We start from the raw sequence: 16,163 nt of genomic DNA on the forward strand, positions 1-16,163 counted from the left end.
CAATCCACAATTTAGGATGAAATTCTTATAGAATTTCTAGAAGTTTATTTACAAAGAAATCTCCTTTTAAAAAAGGAGATTTCTTTATAAAATTTCTAATATAATTTATATAAAAAAACAATACTATTATTAATCGTGAATTGTGAATCGTGAATCATGAATTGTGAATTGAAAAAGGGGTGGTATAGATGAATATTGAATTAGAAAAAGAATTATTAAAACTTCCTAATATAAAAAAATCTATAGAGGAAATGGGGGCTTCACTTTGACAAAGATAGTCTTGAAAGAAAAATTCATGAACTAGAATGTCAAATGCAAGAGCCAAACTTCTGGAATGATTCTAAAAGAGCAGAAGAAGTTACTAAGGAAAGTAAAGCATTAAAAGATAAAATAACAAATTTTGAAAGCTTGAAAAGTAAGATAGAGGATATTGATGTATTAAAAGAAATGGCAGAAGAGGGCGATGAAGATTCTGCTTTAGAAATAATAGAAACAATAAAATTTTTAGAAAAAGAAATTGAAGAATATAATATTAAGGTTTTATTATCTGGAGAATATGATAAAAATAATGCAATACTAACACTTCATGTAGGTGTTGGTGGAACAGATGCAAATGATTGGACTGAAATGCTTCTTAGAATGTACACTAGATGGTGTGAGAAACATGGATATTCAGTTGAAACAATAGAGCTATTACCAGGAGATGAGGCTGGAATAAAGAGTGCTACCTTGAAGGTAACCGGTGAATATGCGTATGGATATTTGAAGGCTGAAAAAGGAATACACAGGTTAGTAAGGATTTCGCCTTTTAATGCTAATGGTAAGAGGCAAACCTCTTTTGCATCTATGGAAGTATTGCCAGAATTAACAAAGGAACAAGACATAGAAATAAGACCAGAAGATTTGCAGATAGATACGTATAGAGCTTCTGGAGCTGGTGGACAGCATATAAATAAAACTGAATCTGCAGTTAGAATAACTCATATTCCAACAGGATTAGTAGTTCAATGCCAAAATGAAAGAAGTCAGTTTGCAAATAAAGACACAGCCATGGAAATGCTAAAATCTAAGCTTGTTGAGTTAAAGGAAAGAGCTCATAAAGAGAAGATAGAAGACTTAACTGGTGAGCTTAAAGATATGGGATGGGGAAGTCAGATAAGATCATATGTATTCCATCCATATAGTATGGTTAAGGATCACAGAACCAATATTGAAACATCCAATGTTAATGCTGTAATGGATGGAGAATTAGATATGTTTATAAACGGTTTTTTAAATTATCAAGATTAATAAATTAAATTTAGTTTATATTAGACAAAACATTGTAGTTTTTTACTAAGATGTTTTGTCTATTTTTATGATTAATTAAATTAGTAATAGGAGTATTTAATTAAAGAAATTATCATAAACAATATAACAATGAATTTAAGAGAAAAACAAAGAAATAGTTACTTTTATAAAGATATTTTATTAAAATAAGGTTATACAATAAAAGGTCAAAGATAGTCAAAGAAAAATGTTTTTGACCTTCTCTGACCTTTAAGTTATAATAAACTTGTAATTAAGGAAGAGATAAAAGAAATTAAATAAATCCTTAATTAAAAACAATTTTAATATAAGATTTAAATTTAAGGAGGTCGTTTTTATGTATGGATTAATACCATTTAAAACAAATAATTTACAGGAGAGAGGCTCTACATTTGATAATTTATTTAGCGATTTCTTTAATGATGATTTTATAGCACCATTAAATAAAGAGATTAGTAAATTTAATACAGATATAAAAGAGAATGAAAATGAATATGTAGTAATAGCAGAACTTTCAGGAGTTCAAAAAGAAGATATAAATGTTGAGTTCAAAAATGATCAATTAGTAATTTCGGCAAAAAGACAAGAATGTAAAGACGAAAGCAAAGAAGACTATATAAGAAAAGAAAGATGTTATGGAGAATTTCAAAGATCTTTTAGATTTGTAGATGTAGATAATAAAAATATAAGTGCTAAGTTTGAAAATGGAGAATTAAAAGTAACAGTACCTAAGAAAATAAAGGAAAAAGAAGCATCTAAAATCTCTATTCAATAGTTGATTATTAAAATTTCATAATTAATAAATGTTATATTTGAGGAGGTCATTTTTATGTTTGGATTAGTACCATTTAGAACTAGTAAATTAAATGGAAGAGGTGATGTCTTCCAAGATTTCTTGAGTGATTTTTTCAATGATGATTTCTTTACATCATTAAATACTATTAATTTAAATCAATTCAATGTAGATGTAAGAGAGACGCAAAATGAATATTTAGTAAGTGCTGAATTACCAGGCGTTAAAAAGGAAAATATAAATCTTGACTTTAGAGATAATGAATTAATTATTTCAGCTAAAAGAGAAGAGTTCCATGATTCTAATAAAGATAATTACGTCAGAAGAGAAAGAAGTTATGGAGAATTTTCAAGAGCATTGAATTTCAGCAATGTAGACAAGAAAAATATAGCAGCTAAATTTGAAAATGGAGAACTTAAGATTATTTTACCTAAAGAAATCAAAGGTCAACAGGATAGTTCAAAAATATTCATTCAGTAAGTAAATGACGAAAATTTTAGAGTTTAGTGGAAAAACAAAGAAATTCAATATATGAATAGGCGTAGTATTGTATTAAAAATTTAAGATTTTAAATTCTTAGAGAGAGGCTGTTCCAAAATTGTTTGTCCAAAATTTGCTTTTGAGAGCAAACATTTTTGGGTGCAGCCTCTCTCTTAGAATTTTTAGCTTGAATTTTCTTACAATCGAGCCTATCATATATTGAATTTCGATTATTATCCACTAAACTCTGATATTATGTTATTTACTTATGTTTTAAGATTTTATTGAAGCAGATATTTGTTTTAGAATTGTATTTTTATATTTTGGTATGAAGATTAAAGTCATGAATGTTATAAGGAAGAATAAAGTGATATTTGTATTATAAAAAAATATTATAATTGGGCTGTATGCAGAATTAAAAATTTCATCTTTAACTATGGAGTATACATCATTAATAGCAGTAGTATCAATATATTTAACTGTATCATTAGGGGTATGAATTCTAGAAAAATCACCATGACAAAGGGTCAAAGCATCAATGCCATTTGATGAAAAGCTAGCATGATCACTAGAATTTTGATATTTAATTTTATAATCAATATTATACTTAGTACAATATTTTTCAAAATCACTAGCTAGTGATGAATTAGAAGTATTTTCGCCACACATTAATATTAAAGGTACGTCTTTAGCACCTATCATATCTAAATTAATGACTTTCGAATTTTTAATTAAGCTCATATTTTCCTTTGCAAATTCTTTTGAACCTAATAAACCAAACTCTTCTCCAGTAAATCCAACAAATATAATATCCATTTTGGGCTTAGGAAGACTTGAAATGTTTTTACACAATTCCATCAAGAAGCTTGTACCAGAAGCGTTATCAAGTGCACCACCATAACAATTGCCAATGGCATCAGAACCTACGTGATCAAAATGTGCAGATATTATTAATGGTGAAATATTACTATGTGATCCCTTTATGACTCCAATTATATTATCAGTTTTACTAGGATATAGTCTATATGGAAGATCAATTTCAACTGTATTATTGTTTTTTAGATTATTCAATATATCATTGTATACTTGATTTGTTATAGCTAATGAAAATTCATATATTGAATCTTTATTAAAAGAACTTCTAAAATTTAAGTTATTGCTTGAATCAATATAAAATAAGTATTTTTTATTATTACTAGTTATTATAAATGAAGTTGATAATATGATTATGCTATCTTTTTTACTAAAAACTGCTGATGAAGTACGACAATTTGACATATCTTCTTTAAAATCAGTACCATAATTATAATTTTCTATAATATTGCCATTGGAATCTTTTATATTTAATTTGGCCTTTTCAGATGTTGTTGCTATCGTTGTTACATTAAAAGATTCTCTGTAATTATTATTAAGTGGAATTAGTTTATATTTTTTAAATGTGTCTTCAATTAATTGGGAGGCCTTATAATTTCCATATGTCCCAGTCAAACGACCATTAAATTCATCGGATGATAAGAATGCTATATTTTCTTTTACCTTATCGGGTGAAAAATGGTAGTATGTAAGTTGAAGAAAAAAGGAAGACGCAAATCCAAGAAAACATATAATTATGAATATATAATAGAAAAATTTTTTCTTAGAAAATCTCAAAAGAATACCTCCTAAATTACTAATTATCATAATAAAGTTTATTAATAACTTAGAAGGAATATTCACTAATTTGCTTTATAAAACATGTCAACTAATGAATATATAGCAGTAAATATTGCAGATACATATAGAAATATATTAAAAGTATTTTTGATTATAGCACCTACCCCTCCTATAGCTAAACATGCCATAATAGCTATACTTATAAATTTGAAAAAGCCAGATTTATTTGTTAGTAGTGTAGTTACAGAAGAAAACATTATTAGTAAAAGCGATAAAAAATAAAAAATATATTCTAATTGCGTTGAATAAGATATTATCTCAAACTGATTTAAGCCTAAGACTGCAAAGAGGAATAATAAAAGAAATGAACATATCTTGCTTACATTATTTATCATATCAATCACCTCTGGAAAATATTTACATAATAATTATACAGTTTGTTTCAATTTAGGGCAAGAAAGAAATAGAAAATACTTTTAATTTATAATACTTTCAATTTCTACAATTTAAATATTATGGTAGAATATATTTGTAGAAAAAGAGAGTGGGGGAGGCAAGATATGAATATTTTAATTGCTGAAGATGAAGATGATATAAGAAAGTTAATATCTCTTCATATGAAAAAAGAAGGTTATGTTGTTTATGAAGCAGCAAATGGTGAAGAAGCTCTAAAAATTTCTGAAAATGAAAGTATAGATTTAGTTCTATTAGATATAATGATGCCTAAGATTAATGGGTTAACATTAATAGAAAAAATCAGAGAGGTATCAACTATTCCCATAATATGCATAACTGCAATGGGAAGTGACTCGGATAAAGTATTAGCATTAGGACTTGGAGCAGACGACTATTTAGTCAAGCCAATAAGTCCACTTGAATTATGTGCAAGAGTAGAATCTAATTTAAGGAGATGCTATAAGTACACTGAAAATAAGAAAACGGTATACTCTACAGGAGAATTAAAATTATTTGAAGAGACATTTGAAGTATATAAAGGTGAACAAAAAATAGATCTCAATCCTAAGGAATATAAAATACTAAAATTATTAATTTCTAATTTAGGAAAAGTATTTACTAAAAAGCAAATATATGAGAATGTATGGGAAGAGATGTATATAGGAGATTCAAATAATATAATGGTTCATTTGAGTCATTTGAGAGAAAAGGTAGAGGATGATCCTAAAAATCCAATATATATAAAAACAATAAGGGGAATTGGATATAAAATTGAGAGGATAGCTACCAATGAAAACAGCTAAAAGAACTAGAAGTGTTACAACCGAATTGTTTTTTATTTACTTTTTGGGATATATATTAATAACGGTAATAGTTATTGTATCTATATTCTTTTCTTTAATTATGTATGAAGTTTTATGTGGACAAAGAATGTATAATTCATATTTTGTACAATTAGAATCAAAATTAATAGAAGATTATAGAAGCATTACAGAAGAAGATTTAAAGCATATTAATGGTTTTTTAGTTAAAATAACTAATCAAAATCAGATAAGTTATTCTGTAGGAAATGTAATAGATGAGTTTAAGCAGGTGGATATAACAACATATATGAAGATTTTTGGAGTTGAGGAAGACAATTCAGTATTGTTAAATTCAGATTTAAGATCTTCAACTGCTTTTTTAGATTTAAATAATTCAATAATTAAAACGAGAAAAGATATAAATTATTCAATATATAGTATGTATTTAAAAGAAGAAACTGCTGTAGTAATAATAGGATGTCCTTATTCAGAGGTAACAAAGCCTAATGCAATAACAAGAATAATACCACATAATTTAATTATAAAGATGCTAAGTTTTTTTAATGTAGTTATTATATTACTTATGGTATATTTACTAGCAGGTCTTACATCTAAAGTTTTTGTAAATCCCATAAAAACTTTGTTAAAAGGGGTTATAGCCATATCTAATGGAGAGTATGATGTTAGAATTGAGAGTGAAAGAAAAAATGAATTTGCTGAATTATCTAATGGATTTAATAAGATGGCAGAAACAATACAATATGAGACAAATAAGAGAGAAGAATTAGAGAAAATGAGAGAAGAACTCATATTAGATGTTTCTCATGATTTAAAGAATCCATTGGCATCGATTTTAGGATATAGCGAAACTATGATTAATAATACATTAACTGAAGAAGAAAAAAATGAATGTTTACAGATAATAAATAAAAATTCACATAAAGCTAATAAATTAATCAATGATTTATTTGAATTTTCATTATATAATAACATTAATTATAGATTAAATTTAGCTAAAATAGATGTATGTGAATTTATTAGAACATTAATTGCAAATTATATACCTGAGTTTGAATATAAAGAATTTGAATATGATTTTGATATTATGGAAGGACCAATATTTATATTAGCCGACGAAGAAAAATTAACAAGAGCTATAAACAATATATTTGATAATAAAATAAAGTATAATGAAATTGGAAATAAAATAATAGTAAAAACTGAAATTAAAGAAAAATATTTTTATATATTATTATCTGATAATGGAGAAATAATGCCAAGAGAATATTGGGAAAGAATATTTAATCCATTTGTCAGAGTTGATGAGTCAAGAAATTCCAAAACTGGAGGAACTGGATTAGGTTTATCTATAACCAAAAAAGTAATACTCAAACATTATGGTGATGTAAAAATTATTGACAGTTTGGAAGGGACAACGTTTGAAATAAAATTGCCGCTTATAAATAATTAAGTATAATTTAATATTGTAATAAGTGAAGATTAATTATTGTAAGTTATAATTTTTATTATATAGCAAAACCTTTTAATGAATAGAAAGGAAGCGAAAAATTTTGGAATTAGATAAAGTATTCAGGGAAGTTAAAATTAGACAAATAGTTTTTATGTATTTAATTTCTTTAGCAATTACTACAATTCTCACATTTATTATTATAAAAAATATGAATGTAGAAGTTAATGATAGTACAATAAATAGTATTGTTTTATTTAATCAAGTTTTAATTACTATAATGTTATTTTATAAATTGGATATATCAAAGAAAACTATTGCTGTTTTAAGTGATGATTTTAAGAAAAAAATAGATATGCATGAAATTATATATGTTATTATTATGAATATTTTATTATCTATTGGTGGAAGCAACGTAATGATGGGAGCGATTTATTTGATAAGTCCATCTTTGGCTGATGAGTTTCTTTCTAGTTCAGCTATAATTATAAATGGATATTTTGATTATTTTATTTGTTTTATTTTTGTAGTTGGAATATCTCCAATAGCAGAAGAATTAATATTTAGGCATGTGTTATTAAAAAGATTTACAGAAAAATTTAATGTATACGTAGGGCTTTTTGTATCATCAATAATTTTTGCATCTCTTAATGCAGGATCTGGAATGATAGGTGCTTTAGGATTTGGAGTGGTTAATTGCTTTTTGTATATTAAATATAAGAATATATTAATACCTATATTTGTACATTTGATTAATAATTTATTAGCTCTTACAATATTTTTCAAAGTGTCGGATTACTCAGGTAATTTAATTAGCATTCAAAAAGATATTGCTATTATTAATGGAATAAGCGGAGTTATAATCTTAAGTATAGGAGTAGCATTGTTAATTCATTTTATTAAATTAAATAAAAAATATGTAAAAGAAATCTATGTAGAATAGTTATAAAAAATCATGAGCAAATCTCATGATTTTTTTATGATTAATATATTTTTTTCTAAGGAGTGGTATTTTATGAGTTGTTTGAAACGAAGATAAATACCATTATAAATAAGCCTTAACACCAAAATGTAATCTTGACAGAATTAAGATGTCAATGCAAGTTTATTACATTCTAAAAAAATCTTGCTTCATATTGTCAAGCACAGCTTTTAGTGTTGAGCCATAAATAATATGAAAGGATAAATATATATAAATATTCCTTGATAAAAAATTCCAAAAAAATTATAATATGAATATATGTTTTAAATTATTGCCATTACTAAATAATAGTAATGGCAATAATTTGTTAATAGTAGAGAAGTTGTATTATTAAAGCTTTTTTAGACTTAGGAGGAAAGTATGAATTTAATAGAAGAAAGAATAGCAGAAGAATTAGGAATAAAATTGTCACAAGTAAAAAATGTTATAGAACTTTTGGATGGTGGAAATACAGTACCATTTATTTCAAGATACAGAAAAGAAGCAACAGGTGGACTTTCTGATGAAATTTTAAGAAAACTTGCAGAAAGACTTACTTATTTAAGAAATTTAGAAGAAAGAAAAACTGATGTTAAGAGATTAATTGAAGAACAAGGAAAACTTACTGAAGAATTAATTATTGCTTTAGATAAATCAGTAACTTTAACAGAAGTTGAAGATATATATAGACCATATAAACCTAAAAAGAGAACTAAAGCTATAATTGCTGCTGAAAAAGGATTAAAACCTTTAGCAGAATTAATTATGGAAAGTTCATTTAAAGGTGATTTAAATGAAGAAGCTTCTAAATATATAAGTGAAGATAAAGGAGTAGCAAGCAGTGAAGAAGCTATATCAGGTGCTTTGGATATAATTGCAGAAACTATTTCTGATGAGGCAAAGTATAGAAAATATATTAGAGAAATGGTCATAAGAGAAGGCAATATAGAATCTAAAGGAAGTTCAAAAGAACCAACACCTTATGAAATGTATTATGAATATTCAGAAGGTGTGAATAAAATACCACCCCACAGAATATTAGCTATAAATAGAGGCGAAAAAGAAAAAATATTAAGTGTTAAGATAACTGCAAATGAAGATAAGATAATAAATTATTTAGAAAAAAATATATTAACAGGAAATGCAGTTTTAGATGAACAATTGAAGCTTGCAATTAAGGATTCATTAAAAAGATTAATATATCCATCAATTGAAAGAGAAATAAGAAGTGAATTAACTGATATTGGTGAAGAAGGTGCTATAAAGATATTTAAGGAAAATTTAAAGGCACTATTATTGCAAGCACCTATAAAGGGTAAGGTTGTAATGGGATATGACCCAGGATTTAGAACAGGATGTAAGATTGCGATTTTAGATGAAACAGGTAAGTTCCTTGAAAATACAGCAGTTTATCCAACAGTTCCAAAGAAAGATATTGAAGGAACAAAGAAAAAATTAAAAGAATTAATTTATAAATATAATGTTGATGTGATATCACTTGGAAATGGAACTGCCTCAAGAGAATCAGAAGAAGTTATCGCAGAAATGATAAGCGAGATTAAAGAAGAGACAGGAAAAGAAATTGCATATGTTATTGTTTCAGAAGCAGGAGCATCAGTTTATTCAGCATCAGAACTTGCTACAAAAGAATATCCTGATTTAGATGTTACAGTTAGAGGAGCTATTTCCATAGGAAGAAGACTTCAGGATCCGCTTGCAGAATTAGTTAAAATTGATCCAAAGGCAATTGGGGTTGGACAATATCAACATGATGTTACTCCTAAAAAACTTGAAGAGTCTTTGGCAGGAGTTGTAGAGGATTCAGTAAATACTGTTGGAGTTGATTTAAATATTGCAACACCATCACTTTTAACACATATTTCAGGAATTAATGCAGCTATAGCTAAAAACATAGTTGATTATAGAGAAGAAGCTGGTCATTTTACTTCAAGAAAAGAATTATTAAAGGTTAAAAGATTAGGACAAAAGGCTTACGAACAATGTGCTGGATTCTTAAGAGTTGCAGAGAGTAAGGAACCACTTGATAATACATCGGTACATCCAGAATCATATGATGCTGCTAAAAAATTAATAGGTGTCCTTGGATATGATAATGAAGCACTTAAGAATAATAAGTTAGGTGATATAGATGAAAAGGCTGAATGTTATGGAATAAGCAAACTAAGCAAAGAGCTTGAAATTGGAGAAATGACATTAAAAGATATAATAAAAGAATTAAAGAAACCAGGTAGAGATCCAAGAGAAGAAATGCCAAAGCCTATACTTAAGACTGGAATAATTGAGATGAAAGATTTAAAGCCAGGAATGGTTTTATCAGGAACAGTAAGAAATGTTTCAGACTTTGGTGCATTCGTAGATATTGGAGTTCATCAGGATGGATTAGTTCATAAAAGCCAAATGGCAAATAGATTTGTAAAACATCCACTCGATATTGTTAAAGTTGGCGATATAGTAGAAGTTGCTGTTTTAGAAGTAGATGAAAAAAGAAAAAGAATATCATTAACTATGAAAGACGTACACAAATAAAAAGAGTGGCTATGCCACAATACGGAACTTTTGCAAATAAAAAGAGTCGCTATGCGTAAGATGGAAGCGTGGCGAAGAAAATAATTTACAATTAATATGATAAATTTTAAAGATATAAAAGAAAAATTGATTATTTTATACACCTAGAGATAAGACTGGTATATAATAAATAATAAGATGAGGTTTAGAACGTGATAATTCTAAACTAAGTATGATTTAGGAGGAAATAAAATATGAAAGTAAAATGTATTGATAACAATCTTTGTTCTACTTTAACTCTAAATAAGGAATATTCAGTTGTTGAAGAAGCTACAGAGTATTATGTTATTATCGATGATAAAAGAGATGAAATTACATGTAGAAAATCCAGATTTGTAGTAATTGAAGATGGTGGAATAACTAAAAATGCAAAAGCTACAATAACAGAGCTAAATTATCAGATAGAAAATGAATTTAAAGATATAAAAGATTTTGTTATAAGAAAGAATTCAAAAGGCGAAATAAAAGAAATATCAATAAAATTCAAATATTAAGTGATATTTTATAAGAGGGTCTTAATACTGTATGTATTTGGATCCTTTTGTTATATAATTGTTATATCATTATAAATGTTAATAATTGGAGAAGTGATAAAAGCTGAATTAATAAAGGAGTTAGAAATTTTGTAATAGGTCTTGGTGGCAGTTCTACTAATGATGCAGGATTTGGTATGTTAGAAGCTCTTGGGGGGATGTGAGATAAAAATAATGATGAAATAAAGCTTGATGTTTAGAAGTAGATAATTTAAAATATCAAATCTACAAAATATATCTAATGTAGTTTTTTTATAGTCTGAATAATATTGGAAAATAACATTTTATAACTAAATAAAAAATGTTAAAATTATATTGAGAATAAGAAAAGGTGGTATTGGGTTTGACAAAAGAGAGGAAAGTAAAAAAAAGAGAAATTTATGATGAAGAAATAAGTAACGTAATCACAGAAAACGATATAAGATTATTTAAAAGTGGAATTCATTATGAGATTTATAAAAAGCTTGGAGCACATCCCAAAAGGATAGATGATCAAGATGGGATAAGTTTTAGTGTTTGGGCTCCAAATGCACAAGAGATTAGTGTAATTGGGGATTTTAACGGGTGGGATATAGAGAATAATAAAATGAATCCAATTGGAGATAGTGGAATATTTGAATTATTTATTCCAGGTGCATTAATAGGACAAAGATATAAGTATGCAATTAAAACACTTAATGATGAAATATTGCACAAGTCCGATCCGTATGCTAATTATTCAGAGAGACGTCCTGGGAATGCTTCAGTAGTAACAGATATATCTAATTTTAATTGGTCAGATAATCAATGGTTGAAAAAAAGACAAAAGCTAGATTTAAAAAAGAAACCTATGTCAATTTACGAAGTTCATATAGGATCTTGGAAAAAACATCGTAATAGAGATGAGGATGGATTTTATAATTATAAAGAATTTGCACATTCTTTGACAGAATATATATTAGATATGGGATACACTCATGTTGAACTTATGGGGATTGCTGAATATCCATTTGATGGTTCATGGGGATATCAAGTAACTGGATATTATGCTCCAACATCTAGATATGGAACACCTGAAGATTTTATGTATCTCATAAATTATCTTCATAAAAATAATATAGGTGTAATTTTAGATTGGGTTCCTGCACATTTTCCTAAAGATGAACATGGATTAGCAGAATTTGATGGTACATGTCTCTATGAGTATTCTGATAAAAGAAAAGGAGAACATGCAGATTGGGGAACTAAGGTATTTGATTATGAGAAACCAGAAGTAAAAAACTTCCTTATTGCCAATGCTTTATTTTGGATTGAAAATTTTCACATAGACGGTCTTAGAGTAGATGCTGTTTCTTCAATGTTGTATCTGGATTATGGGAGATGCGGAGGAGAATGGATTCCTAATAAGTATGGTGGAAATCAGAATCTTGAAGCAATTGAATTCTTTAAGCATTTAAATACAATAGCAATAAGACGTAATCCTGGAATTATGATGATTGCTGAAGAATCAACAGCATGGCCTAGAGTTACTGATGCAGCAGAAAATGATGGATTAAATTTCACTTTTAAATGGAATATGGGATGGATGCATGATTTCTTAGAATACATGAAATTAGATCCGTATTTTAGAAAAGATAATCATAATAAAATGACTTTTTCTATGAGTTATAACCATAGCGAAGAATATATACTAGTTTTATCTCATGATGAAGTAGTTCATTTGAAATGTTCTATGATTAACAAAATGCCAGGGGAATTAGAAGAGAAATTTAAAAATCTAAAAGTAGGATATGCCTTTATGTTTGCCCATCCAGGAAAAAAGCTGCTTTTTATGGGACAAGATTTTGCTCAACTTAGAGAGTGGAGCGAAGAGAGAGAACTAGATTGGTATCTATTAGCAGATGAAAATCATAGACATATAAATAATTTTGTAAAGGCTCTATTAAAAATCTATAAAAAGTATTCATGTATGTATGAATTGGATAGAAATCCCAATGGGTTCAAATGGATTAATGCTAATGATAATTATAGAAGTATCTTTAGCTTTGTAAGGTATTCAGAAGGCATGCAAAATAGTTTGTTATTTGTTTTAAACTTTACACCAGTTGAAAGACCTGATTATAAGGTTGGGGTTCCAGAAGAAAACACATATAGACTTATTTTAAATAGTGATGATATAGAGTTTGGTGGAAAAGGAGAAAAAAGAAGACGGGTTTATAAAGCGGTGAAAGAAGATTGTGATGGATATTCTTATTCAATTAAGTATAGTTTGCCAGCTTATGGAGTTGCAGTATTTGTTTTTAAGTAAATAACATGAAAAATACAGCTAATATCAAAATTATTCAATGTTAGCTGTATTTTTCAGTATAATTTTAGAAATCTTCACATTTAAGAAAATAATCTATTAAGTTTTCAATTGTAATAATACCTATAACAGTATCACCTTTAAGAACAGGCATCGCAATGATATTATGTTCTCTTAAACGTTTTGCAACATTGATAATATCATCATCATATTGAGCTGTTACAACTCTTTTTGTCATTATCAATTCAACTGGATAGTCAACATAATGTCCAGGCTTGGTTAAAAATCTATATGCATCTGCCTTGACAACTATGCCTACAAGTTTAGTATTGTCATCTACTACCGGGATACCGTTTACATTAAGAGTATTCATTAAATTTAATGCTTCATCAACAGAAATATTTTTATTAATAGTATGGAAATGTAAATTACTTATATCTTTTATCAGCATACTAAACCTCCTAAATCTATATAGTAATAGTATATCATAAATATTGTATATTTTGATTTATTTAAACAATATAAAATAGATTTAACATAAATTATAGTGATATTCTATAAACTATAGCTTACCTAGAAGATTAAATTTATAATATGATATCATTTTATTGTTGTAAAATGAATTTAATTAATAAAATATGTGGTAATATTTATATGTCTATTTACAGTAAATGATAAATATAAATTGTAGAAAGGAACGTGGGAATGGATAAAGAAAAGTTTTATACAAATAGAAAAAACATAGTTTTTTTAGCAACAATATGTTGTTTTTTATGGGGGAGTGCATATCCAGCTATTAAAGTAGGGTATGAGCTTTTTAATATATCTTCAAATGATATTCCATCAAAGTTGATATTTGCAGGTTATAGATTTGCCTTGGCAGGAATCATTGTACTTTTATACGAAACTATATTAAAGAAAAATATATTTACTTTTTCTAGAAAGCAATATTCAAAAATAGCAGCTTTAGGACTTATTCAAACTACTATTCAATACATATTTTTTTATGTTGGAATGTCATATACAACAGGAGTTAGGGGATCTATAATAAATGGAACAGGAACTTTTGTAAGTATAATATTAGCTCACTTTATATATAAAAATGATAAGCTTAATTTTAATAAAATACTGGGTTGCATAGTTGGATTTTCAGGAGTTGTATTGGTAAATTTAAATGGGAAAAGTGGAGTAAATAATGTTGGTTTTACATTTAAGGGTGAAGGCTTCATTGTTATAGCTGCTATTACTTTTGCATTAGGAGCAATATATAGTAAAGAAATTACAAAGAAAATGGATGCATCAACAGTAACAGGATATCAATTATTTATAGGTGGACTTATATTAATTGTTCTTGGGGCTGTTTTTGGTGGTAAATTAAGTTCATTTAATTTTAAATCTATAATTCTATTAATATATATGGCTTTATTATCATCTGTAGCATTTGTAATCTGGACGCAATTATTAAAATTCAATAAAGTAGGAATGATTTCTGTATTTAATTTTTTAGTGCCTGTATTTGGAACATTGCTTTCAGGAATATTCTTAGGAGAAAATATATTTGATATAAAAATTCTAATATCTTTAATATTAGTTTGTATAGGAATTTATCAAGTTTATAAAGTGAAAAAATAAGTTTAGCCATATTTGATTAATGATATTACAATAATTACATATTATAAAAAACGAGATATAATATACTTGTTATACTAATTTAAAAATAATAAAGGAGAATATTATGGAATCTGAATTTTTAAACATAGTAATAATATTAATATTAATTTTAGTTAATGCCTATTTTGTGGCTTTAGAGTTTGCAATAGTTCAAATAAGATCATCTAAAATAGATACATTAATAGAAGATGGTAATAAAAGAGCAAAAAAATGTAAGATTGTTAAAGATAATATAAATTCATATCTATCATCAACACAGCTTGGAATAACTTTAGTTGGATTATTATTAGGATGGCTTGGTGAACCAACTGTATCTAAGCTTATAGATCCATTACTAGAAATGATAACTTCAAATGCGGCACTTAAACAGAGTATTTCTTTCATAGTTTCATTTAGCTTGATTACATTACTTGAAGTTGTATTTGGTGAGCTTGTTCCAAAAGCAATAGCATTATATGAAACAGAAAAATGTAATTTACTTTTGGATGGATCGTTAATTTTATTTCATAAACTAACTTATCCTATAACTATGACTTTTGATAAATTGACAGAACTATGTTTAAAACCATTTGGAATAGAGCCTGCTAATGAAGCAAATGAGACTTATACGCGAGGAGAATTACAAATGCTGATAAACCAAAGCATAGAAGATAGTGGGGATCAGATGCTATTATCTAATGCATTTCAATTTTCAAACCGCAGAGCAGAAGAGATAATGATACATAGAACAAAAATGGTTTGTATAGATATAGATTCAACTCAGGAAGAAGTATTAGAAATAATAACAGACAATGGATTTACTAGATATCCTGTAATAGATAAAGAAAAGGATAATGTTATTGGATTTGTTCATGTCAGAGATATCTATAGGGATGTAGTTTCTGATAACAAATTGGATTTGAAGTCTTGTACAAGAAAGGTAAGTTATTTTACTGAAAGAATGCAAATAAGAAATATATTTAAAGAGCTTAAAGAAAAGAGAGAGCAGTTCGCAATAATAGTTGATGAATATGGTGGAACTAGTGGGTTATTAACATTGGAGGATATAATCGAAGAATTAGTTGGGGATATTGAGGATGAATTTGATGAATAGATTGGTGGAGGAATTATAGTAATGGGTATAATGACTTTCACTGGATGGCTAAATGATATTACAGGATACTTAAG

General features: G+C 27.1%; 15 protein-coding genes. 13 read left to right on the forward strand and 2 right to left on the reverse strand.

The features are described from left to right. The first annotated feature begins 188 nt into the window (after positions 1–188). From prfB to CNEONATNEC86_RS02845, 3 genes are all read left to right on the forward strand, one after another. Positions 189–1,290, forward strand: a protein-coding gene (gene prfB, locus CNEONATNEC86_RS02835; RefSeq protein ID WP_159115549.1) for a peptide chain release factor 2 whose coding sequence is annotated in 2 segments (ribosomal slippage) — positions 189–266 and positions 268–1,290 — 1,101 coding nt in all. Because the reading frame shifts where the segments join, the coding sequence is not laid out codon by codon here. A 355-nt stretch (positions 1,291–1,645) separates the two neighbouring features. After that, on the forward strand, positions 1,646–2,083 hold the full coding sequence (locus tag CNEONATNEC86_RS02840; protein WP_159135476.1) for an Hsp20/alpha crystallin family protein: 438 nt from the start codon (positions 1,646–1,648) through the stop codon (positions 2,081–2,083). 54 nt (positions 2,084–2,137) lie between these two features. Next, positions 2,138–2,581 carry an Hsp20/alpha crystallin family protein gene (locus CNEONATNEC86_RS02845; protein WP_058293730.1) on the forward strand — a complete coding sequence of 148 codons (444 nt, stop codon included), beginning with the start codon at positions 2,138–2,140 and terminating at the stop codon, positions 2,579–2,581. A 273-nt stretch (positions 2,582–2,854) separates the two neighbouring features. Here CNEONATNEC86_RS02845 and CNEONATNEC86_RS02850 read toward each other — a convergent pair whose 3' ends face one another. After that, on the reverse strand, positions 2,855–4,231 hold the full coding sequence (locus CNEONATNEC86_RS02850; protein ID WP_243145340.1) for a M28 family metallopeptidase: 1,377 nt from the start codon (positions 4,229–4,231) through the stop codon (positions 2,855–2,857). An 84-nt stretch (positions 4,232–4,315) separates the two neighbouring features. Here CNEONATNEC86_RS02850 and CNEONATNEC86_RS02855 point away from each other — a divergent pair, with 84 nt between their 5' ends. From CNEONATNEC86_RS02855 to glgB, 8 genes are all read left to right on the forward strand, one after another. Further along, entirely contained in the window at positions 4,316–4,516 is a 201-nt protein-coding gene (locus CNEONATNEC86_RS02855; protein WP_058293731.1) for a hypothetical protein, read from the forward strand. Between the two features lie 278 nt (positions 4,517–4,794). Next, positions 4,795–5,493, forward strand: a complete 699-nt coding sequence (locus CNEONATNEC86_RS02860) for a response regulator transcription factor (RefSeq protein ID WP_159135478.1) — start codon at positions 4,795–4,797, stop codon at positions 5,491–5,493. Further along, on the forward strand, positions 5,480–6,964 hold the full coding sequence (locus CNEONATNEC86_RS02865) for a sensor histidine kinase (RefSeq protein WP_058293733.1): 1,485 nt from the start codon (positions 5,480–5,482) through the stop codon (positions 6,962–6,964). Before CNEONATNEC86_RS02860 ends, CNEONATNEC86_RS02865 begins: the two co-directional genes overlap by 14 nt. 100 nt (positions 6,965–7,064) lie before the next feature. Continuing rightward, a complete protein-coding gene (locus CNEONATNEC86_RS02870; RefSeq protein WP_159135479.1) occupies positions 7,065–7,904 on the forward strand; it encodes a CPBP family intramembrane glutamic endopeptidase in 840 nt (279 codons plus the stop codon). A 399-nt stretch (positions 7,905–8,303) separates the two neighbouring features. Next, the gene (locus tag CNEONATNEC86_RS02875) at positions 8,304–10,469 is read left to right on the forward strand and encodes a Tex family protein (RefSeq protein WP_159135480.1); all 2,166 of its coding nucleotides are present in this window, start codon (positions 8,304–8,306) and stop codon (positions 10,467–10,469) included. Positions 10,470–10,702: 233 nt separating this feature from the next. Further along, complete coding sequence (locus CNEONATNEC86_RS02880) at positions 10,703–11,002, forward strand: hypothetical protein (RefSeq protein ID WP_058293736.1); 300 nt, start codon at positions 10,703–10,705, stop codon at positions 11,000–11,002. A gap of 134 nt (positions 11,003–11,136) precedes the next feature. Continuing rightward, entirely contained in the window at positions 11,137–11,205 is a 69-nt protein-coding gene (locus CNEONATNEC86_RS02885; protein WP_243145180.1) for a glycerate kinase, read from the forward strand. Positions 11,206–11,384: 179 nt separating this feature from the next. Next, positions 11,385–13,328, forward strand: coding sequence for a 1,4-alpha-glucan branching protein GlgB (gene glgB / locus CNEONATNEC86_RS02890; protein ID WP_420920963.1), 1,944 nt, complete (start codon positions 11,385–11,387; stop codon positions 13,326–13,328). A 64-nt stretch (positions 13,329–13,392) separates the two neighbouring features. Here the strand turns inward: glgB and CNEONATNEC86_RS02895 are convergent, their stop codons facing one another. Continuing rightward, positions 13,393–13,776 carry a CBS domain-containing protein gene (locus tag CNEONATNEC86_RS02895; protein WP_058293737.1) on the reverse strand — a complete coding sequence of 128 codons (384 nt, stop codon included), beginning with the start codon at positions 13,774–13,776 and terminating at the stop codon, positions 13,393–13,395. Between the two features lie 254 nt (positions 13,777–14,030). Between CNEONATNEC86_RS02895 and CNEONATNEC86_RS02900 the strand changes: the two genes are divergently transcribed. Both CNEONATNEC86_RS02900 and CNEONATNEC86_RS02905 read left to right on the forward strand, forming a co-directional pair. Further along, on the forward strand, positions 14,031–14,957 hold the full coding sequence (locus CNEONATNEC86_RS02900) for a DMT family transporter (RefSeq protein ID WP_058293738.1): 927 nt from the start codon (positions 14,031–14,033) through the stop codon (positions 14,955–14,957). 103 nt (positions 14,958–15,060) lie between these two features. Then, complete coding sequence (locus CNEONATNEC86_RS02905) at positions 15,061–16,089, forward strand: hemolysin family protein (RefSeq protein WP_083498702.1); 1,029 nt, start codon at positions 15,061–15,063, stop codon at positions 16,087–16,089. Positions 16,090–16,163 lie beyond the last annotated feature (74 nt).

It is taken from the genome of Clostridium neonatale, from assembly GCF_900465025.1.
GTDB lineage: Bacteria > Bacillota > Clostridia > Clostridiales > Clostridiaceae > Clostridium > Clostridium neonatale.